Source organism: Bhargavaea cecembensis, assembly GCF_001619585.1.
In the GTDB taxonomy this organism is placed as follows: Bacteria; Bacillota; Bacilli; order Bacillales_A; family Planococcaceae; genus Bhargavaea; species Bhargavaea cecembensis_A.
The window spans coordinates 42,799-49,987 of the sequence record NZ_LQNT01000014.1 but is presented as its reverse complement, the minus strand read 5'-3'; the positions used below and the strand labels follow the sequence as shown (position 1 = coordinate 49,987).

The 7,189-nt window shown below is 56.1% G+C and carries 9 protein-coding genes; all 9 read left to right on the top strand.

What is annotated here, in order from left to right; genetic code table 11:
* Positions 1–365 precede the first annotated feature (365 nt).
* Entirely contained in the window at positions 366–1,808 is a 1,443-nt protein-coding gene (locus AV656_RS16005; protein WP_063183973.1) for an aminotransferase class I/II-fold pyridoxal phosphate-dependent enzyme, read from the top strand.
* A 3-nt stretch (positions 1,809–1,811) separates the two neighbouring features.
* Entirely contained in the window at positions 1,812–2,444 is a 633-nt protein-coding gene (gene tmk, locus AV656_RS16000) for a dTMP kinase (protein ID WP_063183970.1), read from the top strand.
* 49 nt (positions 2,445–2,493) lie between these two features.
* Complete coding sequence (locus AV656_RS15995; protein WP_008301272.1) at positions 2,494–2,823, top strand: cyclic-di-AMP receptor; 330 nt, start codon at positions 2,494–2,496, stop codon at positions 2,821–2,823.
* A gap of 70 nt (positions 2,824–2,893) precedes the next feature.
* On the top strand, positions 2,894–3,898 hold the full coding sequence (gene holB, locus AV656_RS15990) for a DNA polymerase III subunit delta' (protein ID WP_063183977.1): 1,005 nt from the start codon (positions 2,894–2,896) through the stop codon (positions 3,896–3,898).
* Complete coding sequence (locus tag AV656_RS15985; RefSeq protein WP_063183968.1) at positions 3,888–4,694, top strand: PSP1 domain-containing protein; 807 nt, start codon at positions 3,888–3,890, stop codon at positions 4,692–4,694. Before holB ends, AV656_RS15985 begins: the two co-directional genes overlap by 11 nt.
* Positions 4,695–4,718: 24 nt before the next feature.
* Positions 4,719–5,081 (top strand): DNA replication initiation control protein YabA, encoded by a 363-nt coding sequence (yabA, locus tag AV656_RS15980; RefSeq protein WP_063183966.1) that lies wholly within the window; start codon positions 4,719–4,721, stop codon positions 5,079–5,081.
* Between the two features lie 90 nt (positions 5,082–5,171).
* Positions 5,172–5,924 carry a tRNA1(Val) (adenine(37)-N6)-methyltransferase gene (locus tag AV656_RS15975; protein WP_063183963.1) on the top strand — a complete coding sequence of 251 codons (753 nt, stop codon included), beginning with the start codon at positions 5,172–5,174 and terminating at the stop codon, positions 5,922–5,924.
* Positions 5,908–6,186: a GIY-YIG nuclease family protein gene (locus AV656_RS15970; protein WP_063183961.1), complete on the top strand. Its 279-nt coding sequence runs from the start codon at positions 5,908–5,910 to the stop codon at positions 6,184–6,186. Before AV656_RS15975 ends, AV656_RS15970 begins: the two co-directional genes overlap by 17 nt.
* Complete coding sequence (rsmI, locus tag AV656_RS15965; protein WP_063183959.1) at positions 6,183–7,064, top strand: 16S rRNA (cytidine(1402)-2'-O)-methyltransferase; 882 nt, start codon at positions 6,183–6,185, stop codon at positions 7,062–7,064. The genes AV656_RS15970 and rsmI overlap by 4 nt, the downstream gene beginning before the upstream one ends.
* Positions 7,065–7,189: the final 125 nt, after the last annotated feature.

Below are 7,189 nucleotides of genomic sequence, written 5' to 3'. Positions count from 1 at the left end.
AAGCCGTCTCCTTATGGAGGCGGTTTTTTATTTTGCTTTTAACGCATAGGGGAGAATGTCAGGGAAGACTTTTCCGGAGCGCTCTTAGAATCTCGGGAAGCGCTCATAGAACAGGGATAAGCGCTCGTAGAATGGACGGAAGCGCTCATAGAACGGCAACATGCGCTCATAGAACTCTATGAGCGCTTATTGCTGCTGGTTCTTCGCCCTCCCATCACGACAAGCATTGTCTGATCGCTAATATTAGCACTGTAAAACCGGCGGCCCGCCCCAAGTTTCCGCAGCCCCGACGGGCTTTCCTCATCTCCGGTTCCTGCCCATGTTATAATGAACCCATCATTTAATCGGTCAAAGGAGTTTTGACGATGAGCAGTCAGGCGCAGCGGCCGGTGGCAAAAATGCTGGAGAACTTCGCGGAAAGCAACCCGGTGTCATTTCATGTGCCCGGACATAAAAACGGGGAACTGACGGGATTGCCGGAAGCAGTGCGGGGCATGATGACCTGGGATGTGACGGAACTGCCTGGGTTGGATGATCTCCATGCGCCGGAAGGGCCGATCCGGGAGGCACAGGATCTTCTTGCAGCCGCTTACGGCGCACATCGGAGTTTCTTTCTCGTTAATGGCTCCACGTCCGGTAATCTGGCGATGATTCTTGCTTCCTGCCGTCCCGGAGAACGGATCATTGTACAGCGTAATGCACACAAGTCTGTTTTTCACGGTTTGGTGCTTGCAGGCGCGCATCCCGTCTACGTTGATCCGGTATGGGATCCGGCTACGCAGTCTCCCGGACATACAGAAGCGGCACTGATCCTCGAGGCCATCCGGAAGTATCCTGAGGCGAAAGCTGTCATCCTGACCAACCCCACCTATTATGGCTCGGCATCCCCTAATCTGCGGGAGATTGCGGACATCTGCCATGGTGCAGGCCTACCGCTTCTCGTAGATGAGGCGCACGGGGCACATTTTGGGATTGGCGCGCCGTTTCCGGAATCATCCCTTGCCCAGGGGGCGGATGTGGTCGTCCAGTCGGCCCATAAGACGCTGCCGGCGATGACGATGGCGTCATTTCTGCATGTGGCCCAGGGCTCGATGCTGGACGCGGATCGCATCAGTCATTATCTCGGCATGCTGCAGTCGAGCAGCCCTTCTTATCCGCTGATGGCATCCCTTGACGATGCCCGGCATTATATCGCCAACTATACGGAAGAAGATCTGCGGGTCTTCCTCTCTTTCCGTAAGGCATTGGTCAAAGGAATGAGCGCTATAGATGGTCTGTCGGTCATTCAGCCGGATGATCCGCTCAAACTGCTTCTCCGTGCCGACGGTCATTCGGGGAATGCCCTTTCGGAAGCGCTGGCCCGTGAAAGTGTTCATATCGAACTTTCGGATCCCTGCCAGGCACTGCTGGTTCTGCCTCTCCTAAAGAAGGGGCAGAACGATGATCGCCTGCAAGAGTTATTTGCCGCAGTCCGTAGAGCAGTCCAGGCGCTTGGACCCGGTACGGAAACCGGGGAACTGGCTGAACCGGACACACAGCCGACCATTACGGCGGCGGAAGGACCGCCGGATCTCCAACCCGGGGAATCATCAGAATGGATGGATTACCAAAAATCGGAGGGGCGGATATCCGCAGCGTCTGTGATCCCGTACCCGCCGGGCATCCCGCTTCTCCTTCCGGGGGAACCCGTCACAGGGGAGAAAATCAGGGTCCTGCATCACTATCTCACAGCCGGTACTATGTTCCAGGGAACGCACCGGCTGGGCACACAACAAATTCTGGTCTCACGACAGTCACCGGAGGCATAATATATGAAGAAAAATGGATTGTTTATCACACTGGAAGGGCCGGACGGGGCAGGTAAAACGTCGGTCCTCGAAATTCTGGCGCGCCGTCTGGAAGAGTCGGGCACAGACTATCTGCGGACGCGTGAGCCCGGCGGCATCCGGATCTCCGAAAAGATTCGCGAAATCATTCTCGATAATGACCATACGGAGATGGAAGCACGGACCGAGGCGCTGCTTTATGCGGCGGCACGGCGCCAGCACCTGGTCGAAAAGATTATCCCTGCCCTTGAGGCAGGCAAAGTAGTCCTCTGCGACCGGTTCATCGACAGCTCAATCGCCTACCAGGGGGCGGCCCGTGGGATTGGAACCGAAGAGGTCCGCTCGATCAACCGGTTCGCAATCGGGAACACGATGCCCGACCTCACCATCCTTCTGGATGTACCGGCAGAAGTCGGCATCAGGCGCATCAGCGAGGGACGGGGCCACGAAGTAAACCGCCTCGATGCCGAAGGACTCGACTTCCATAGAAAAGTCCGCGACGAATACTTGAGGATTGCGGAAAGCGAGCCGAATCGCGTCGTCCTGATTGATGCTACCGGAAGTCTCCCGGAAACCGCCAAAATTGCCTGGAACTCCATAAAAAGTCGCATGAAGTAAAGTCCGTTTGTGCTATACTTATATAAAAGCTGGCGAGGAGTTGATCCACATGAAATTGGTCGTAGCGGTCGTGCAGGACCAGGACAGCAACCGTTTATCCGCCGCTCTGACAAAGAATGACTTCCGTGCCACGAAGCTGGCCAGTACCGGTGGCTTCCTGCGCTCGGGCAACACGACTTTCCTCATCGGGACGGATGATCCGCTGGTGCCGAAGCTTCTTGGCATCATTCGCGAGAACTGCCGCTCCCGTGACCAGATGGTCGCACCCGTATCGCCGATGGGCGGGAATGCGGATTCCTACATCCCGTATCCCGTAGAAGTGGAAGTCGGCGGGGCGACAGTTTTTGTACTGCCGATCGAGCAGTTCCATCATTTCTGATTCAAGACGACCACCCGTGCCCGTGAGATTTTCGGACACGGGATTTTTCTAACAGGGAGGACGGATGCCGGTGGATACCAATAACAGCATAAAGACACGGCAGCCGAAAGCAGCCTCTCTGCTTGGAGGGACCGCGGCTTCCGGACGTGTGGCCCATGCCTATCTTTTCGATGGCGTGAAGGGTGCCGGGAAAGAATTGCTCGCCCGCTTTTTCACCCAGCTGCTCCTGTGCCTGGGGCCCGCAGACGGCATGCCTTGCGGAGAATGCCGGAACTGCCGGAGAATCCGGGATGACAACCATCCGAACGTCACTCAGATCCGTCCTGATGGACAGGACATTAAAAAAGGTCAGATTTCCGACCTGATCTATAAGCTGAACAAGACCGGTTTGGAGGAAGGCCGCAAGATTTACATCCTCCACCAGGCGGACCGGATGAACATATCCGCCGCCAATACGCTCCTGAAGTTCCTCGAGGAACCGGAAGGGGAAGTGACGGCGATCCTGCTTACGGACCGTTCGTCTGCCATTCTCCCGACAATCCGTTCCCGCTGCCAGGAGATCCATCTCCAGCCTCCGCCCAGGGAGGAGGTATTGGAGCAGCTGGTCACCGAAAGCGGCGTCACTCGCTCGATGGCGTCGACCGTCACGATGGTCACGGCCGATCCGGAAGAGGCGCAGGCGCTTTCGGCGGATGAGCAATTTGGACAGGTCCGGAAGACAGTGATAAAATTGGTGGAAGCATCGGACAAAAGTATCCAGGAAGCCCTGCTGTTCATCCAGACGGACTGGGGTCCGCTCTTCAAGGAGAAGGACGAGACCGAATTGGGGCTGGATCTGCTCCTGTTCGCCTACCGTGACATTTCTGCGGTGAAGGCGGGACTCTCCACGCCGCTTGCCTATCCGGACAACCGTGCCAAATGGGAAGAGATGGCGCTCCGGCTGACTTTTGGCCTGATTGCTTCGATCCTTGAGGTCATACTGAAGGCAAAGCGCAACCTCCAAAGCAATATGAACCGCACGCTTCTCATGGAACAACTGGTGCTCAACATGCAGGAGGGTCAACATGCTCTATAATGTAGTAGGCGTCCGCTTTAAAAAAGCGGGTAAAATATATTATTTCGATCCGGGCGAATATAGCCTGGAAAAAGGTGAATACGTCATTGTCGAGACGGCGCGCGGCGTCGAGTACGGCAAGGTTGTCATTCCGCCCCGGCAGATGAGCGGCGATGATATCGTCCTGCCGCTTAAGATGATCGTCCGTCCCGCAACGGAACAGGACCGCGCTTCCGTCCACGAGAATGAGGAAGAGGCAAAGCGGACATTCGACATTGCTGCCGGGAAGATTGAGGATCACGGACTGGATATGAAGCTGGTCGATGTCGAATACACATTCGACCGCAACAAGATCATCTTCTACTTTACGGCGGACGGCCGTGTAGATTTCCGGAATCTCGTCAAAGATCTTGCGTCGGTATTCCGCACAAGGATCGAACTGCGCCAGATCGGCGTACGGGACGAGGCGAAGATGCTTGGCGGCATCGGGCCGTGCGGGCGTATGCTCTGCTGCTCGACGTTCCTCGGGGACTTCGAGCCGGTCTCGATCAAGATGGCAAAGGATCAGAACCTGTCCCTGAACCCATCCAAGATCTCGGGACTTTGCGGACGGCTTATGTGCTGCCTGAAATACGAAAACGATGAATACGAGGAAGCAAAGCGCCTCATGCCGGATGTCGGCACCCGCATCACAACGCGGGATGGTGCAGGCAGGGTCGTCGGACTCAACCTGCTTGAGCGCATGCTGCAGGTGGAACTGTCCGGTGACAAGAAAGTGATCGATTATTCGCTGGACGAAATCTTGCAATCGGTTTGACGCAATCAATATGGGGTGTGAGCATTGATGGACCGGAACTTCTTGGACAAGGTCATGGAATTCGGGCAACACCTTGAATCGGCCAACCGCCAATATGCCGAACTGAAGGAGTCGGTCGCGCAGATGATGGAGGAGAACCATGCACTCCAGATCGAAAACCATCATCTCCGCAACCGCCTGGAAGAGATCGAGAAGCAGCTGGCGGATAAGGGCCGGAAGCCCGGGAAAAAACATCAGCCGAAATCGGCGGAGATCGGGGAGGGACATGACAACCTCGCCCGCCTTTATAATGAAGGGTTCCACGTCTGCAACGTCCACTTTGGAAGTTCGCGGAAGGGCGAGGACTGCCTGTTCTGCCTCTCATTCTTGAACAAGCAGAATGGATAAAGACCGGTTCCGCTACAAGCGGAATGCGGTCTTTTCTTTTGGCTGCGGAGGTGCCGCGGCCCAGAAACTGTTTCACGGAGGACAAACGGTATGAATATAGAATTGAACGAAGATGAACGGCTGGACGATCTGCTCGCGGAGGGGCTGAAAATCATTCAGAGCCCGCAGGTTTTTTCATTTTCACTGGATGCGGTGCTGCTGGCGAAGTTTGCTTATGTGCCGATCCGCAAATCCGGCAGCATCATTGACCTGTGCACGGGCAATGGAGCGATTCCGCTTTTTCTGAGTGCGCGGTCGAATGCACCGATCACCGGAGTAGAACTTCAGCCCCGCCTGTCGCACATGGCACAACGCAGTGTCGCGCTGAACGGCCTGGAGGACCGGATCCGCATCGTCACAGGGGATGTAAAGGGGATCGCGGATGTCCTCGGGCATGAAAAGCATGATACGGTAACGTGCAACCCGCCTTATTTCCCGGCAAATGAGATGAGTGACCGCAATATGCTGGAGGAAGTCGCCATTGCCCGCCATGAACTGCACCTGACGTTGGATCAGGCCGTCGAGAACGCCGGTGCCCTCCTGAAGCAGGGAGGCAAGGCGGCATTTGTCCACCGTCCGGGCCGACTGCTCGACATCATCACCTCGATGAGGCAGCATCGGCTTGAGCCGAAACGGATCCGGTTTGTCTATCCAAAGAGGGGCAGGGAGGCCAACACGCTTCTCATCGAGGGAACAAAGGACGGCAGGCCGGACCTGAAGATCCTTCCGCCGCTCTATGTCTATGAGGATGACGGGACCTATACGCCGGAAATCCGGGAGATGCTGTATGGACCGGAAGCATGAGGGAGAGCATGTGCTCTACGTGCTCGAGTGTGCGGACGGGACGTACTATGCGGGATACACGAACAATTTGGAGCGTCGGGTGAAGGCACACAATGAAGGGAAAGGCGCGAAATATACCAGACCCCGGCGTCCGGTCCGCTGTATTTTTCATGAACCGTTCGGGACCAAGCAGGAAGCGATGCGCGCCGAGTATGCGTTCAAGCGGCTCAGGCGGCAGGAAAAGATCAACTACATGAAACAGAATGGAGGCGGGCGCCCATGAAATCCCAGCGTAGCGTACAGGACCCCGGCGGAAAGCTTTATCTTGTCGGGACACCGATCGGCAACCTGGAGGACATCACATTCCGGGCGATCCGGATCCTGAAGGAAGCGGCGGTGATTGCGGCTGAAGATACACGCAATACGAAAAAGCTCCTGAATCACTTTGATATTCATACACCGCTTCTGAGTTATCATGAGCACAATCTGAAGGAAGGCGGGGACAGGATCCTGTCCGTGCTGGCTGGAGGAGAGGATGTGGCTCTCGTGAGTGATGCGGGCATGCCGTGCATCTCCGACCCCGGAGCGGACATTGCTGCACGGGCGATCGGGGAGGGCTATGCCGTCGTTCCGGTGCCCGGAGCCAATGCTGCGCTGGCTGCACTGATCGCCTCAGGCCTGCCGGCACAGCCGTTCCTGTTCCACGGTTTCCCGCCGAGAAAGAAAAATGACAGGCGGGAGCTGTTCGGTAAGATGGCAGTACGCGGAGAGACGGTGATTTTTTACGAATCGCCACACCGGCTAAAGGAGTCACTCCGTGATCTTGAGGGCGCCTTCGGAGCGGAGCGGCGTGTTGCGCTTGTCCGGGAACTGACGAAGAAATTCGAGGAGGTCCTGCGGGGCACAGCCCGGGAGGCCGTCGCCTATGCGGAATTGGCAGACCTGAAGGGGGAATTCTGCATCGTTGTCGAAGGTGCAGATGCGGAAGCCGTCCAGCGCGCCGAGGAGGAGTCGGAATGGTGGGCTGGCCTGACTCAGAAGGCACATGTCGAGGCCCTGATGGAAAGGGAAGGCGTACCTCCGAAAGATGCCATCAAAATGGCGGCAAAAGAACGCGGAGAACCAAAGCGGGATATTTACCAGGCGTATCATCTTAAATAATGTACAGGTACGGACCCAAAATAAAACATTAGGCCGAATGATATAAGGCCTGATGTTTTTTTATGCTTTTCTTTGTCGAATAACGGAGGCGTTCTGTAAAAAGTACACTTCCGGAATACGCCTAT